This is a genomic window from Variovorax sp. 01T439_2 (genome assembly GCF_056398445.1).
Window position 1 is genome coordinate 1 of sequence record NZ_JBFTPJ010000969.1, and the last position, 2168, is coordinate 2168.

Consider the following 2168-nt stretch of genomic DNA (forward strand, 5'->3'; position numbering starts at 1 on the left):
GCCCAGCGCCATCACCGTGAAGTTCGGTGCCATCGCGCAGATGCCCGCACCGAGCGTGAACAGCAGCAGGTCGATCGACAGCATCACGCGGCGCCCGTAGCGGTCGGCAATGAAGCCCGAGACGATGCGCCCGGTGGCTGCGCAGGCGAAGGTGACGGTGTTCAGGAAACCGATGTCCGATGCACTCAGCCCCCACTGCTCGCGCAGCATGGGGCCGACGATGCCCACCGCGTTCTGCTCGAAGGCATCGAACAGGCAGCCGATGAGGATCAGGAAGATGATCGTGTGGTGCGAACGCGTGACGCCGATGGTGTCGAGCGCGCGATCGAGCTCGGCGACTCGGGGCGAGTCGGGCCCGGAGGAGAGTGCAGGTCCAGCCATGGAAAACCCCTTGAGAGAAAGGATTGAAGTGCTCGTTTGCGCGTCGCAGCCCGGTGTCGCGGAACGCATGGTAGGCGGCAACGCACCTGAATGGCATATGGATTTCACCTACTTGGTGCAATTGAAATCCAAATTTCATCCAGTCACAAGCCTGCGCAAGCTTCGTGCCCGTTTTTTTCGGCTTCGACAGCCGGGTGCCAGCTCAGCCCCTCAGAGCTCGCCGTTTTCCTCGTGCCCCAGTTCGATCGCCGCCAGCCGCTTGCGGCCGGCCGAACCGGCTGCCTCGACCACCATCGTGGCGATCAGGTCGCACACGCCCATCACGGCCGCGTGGTTGTCCAGCAGCCCCGGGCCGCGGCAGTCGCATTGCAGCGACCAGGTGGCATCCGCGAAATCAGGCGAGGCGCGGTCGCTGATGTAGACGATCTTCGCGCCGGCGCGGTGCGCGGCCGCGAGCAGGGTGTCGAGCTGGCGGGTCTGCCGGCGCAGGCCGAACACGATCACGCAGTCGCGCTCGCCCAGCCCCGCCAGGTGCTCGGCCAGCGTTTCGCCCGGTCCCGGGATGGCCGTGACGCGCGGCACCACCTGGATGATCTGCCAGCGCAGGTACAGCGCGAACGCATGGCTGCTGCGCGTGCCGAAGATCAGCACCTGCCCCGCGCCGATGATCGCCTTCACGATCTCGGCCATCTGCCGGTCGTCCAGGCGCTCGAAGGTGTTCGCGAGGTTGGCCTGCGACTGCTGGAAGTGCGTGGCCACGAGATGGCCGCGCTTGGAGGCTTCGGTGGCGTTCTGGAACAGCGGGGAGCCGGTCTGCTTTTCTTCCCGCACGTGGCGCCGTGCCTCTTCATAGTTCTCGTAGCCGATGCGCCGGATGAAGCGGCTCACCGTGGAAGGCGACACGCCCGCGAGTTCCGCGAGTTCATTGCCCGCATAGCTGGCCAGTTCGCCGGGAAACTCCAGGACGAAATCGGCAAGCTGGCGTTCGGTTGCGGGCAACTGGTCGAGCTGGCTGCGAACGCGGCGGACGAAGGAATCGGCGGACATGGGTGGGCGGTGGGAAGCGTCGCACGATGATGCCACGCCGCCTCGCGGCGCTACGGCTGTGCCTGCGACGAGCCCCGCACCACCAGCTGCCCCGGCAGCAGCAGCTGGCGCGGTGCGGCATCGAGCCCCCGCAGCCGCTCGATCAGGCAGGTGGCGGCCGTGCGGCCGATGGCGTCGGTCGGCTGCGCCACGGTGCTCAGGCCGGGGCCGATCAGCGAGGCCCATTCGGGATCGTCGAAGCCGACGAAGCCCAGGTCCTGCCCGAACTGCCAGCCCAGCCGCGCCATCGACTGCGCGATGCGCAGCGTGACCACCGCATTGCCCGCGACCACGGCCGCGCGGCGCCCCCGTTTGGCGCGCTGGCGCAGCGCGCGCAATGCCTCGTCGAGCGCATCGCCGTCGCCCTCCACGCTTTCGAACACCTCGCCCGCCACGCGCGGCTCGTGCGCGGCCACGCAGGCACCGAAGGCGGCCGTGCGCTCGCGCCGCGAGCTCACGCCCTTCTGCGGCTCCGTCACGTAGAGCAGTTCGCGGTAGCCGCCCTCGACCAGGTGGCCGCAGGTGTCGCGCATGGCCGAATGGTTGTCGAGCGCGACGAAGTCGGTGTGCATGCCGGTGTGGCGGCGGTCCACCAGCACCGCGGGCTTGCCGTGCAGCGTGACCGCGTCGACCACGTTGCTGCCGCGGCCCAGGGTGTTGAGGATGAAGCCGTCGACCTGGTAGCCCGCGAGCGCATCGAT

3 protein-coding genes are annotated in these 2168 nt (G+C 68.5%); all 3 read right to left on the bottom strand.

The window, feature by feature from the left end; genetic code table 11:
- Window positions 1–381, bottom strand: a 381-nt coding sequence (locus tag AC1DOC_RS30535) for an MFS transporter (RefSeq protein ID WP_478131213.1), incomplete at its 3' end; no start/stop codon positions are given.
- Between the two features lie 210 nt (window positions 382–591).
- Window positions 592–1428 (bottom strand): MurR/RpiR family transcriptional regulator, encoded by an 837-nt coding sequence (locus AC1DOC_RS30540; RefSeq protein WP_012748508.1) that lies wholly within the window; start codon window positions 1426–1428, stop codon window positions 592–594.
- A 50-nt stretch (window positions 1429–1478) separates the two neighbouring features.
- The coding region (locus tag AC1DOC_RS30545) for a substrate-binding domain-containing protein (protein WP_478131214.1) at window positions 1479–2168 on the bottom strand (690 nt) is incomplete at its 5' end.

Excerpts from the sequence above, each read along its gene's own strand:
- AC1DOC_RS30540 (WP_012748508.1), bottom strand. The coding sequence starts at position 1,428 with ATGTCCGCCGATTCCTTCGTCCGCCGCGTTCGCAGCCAGCTCGACCAG.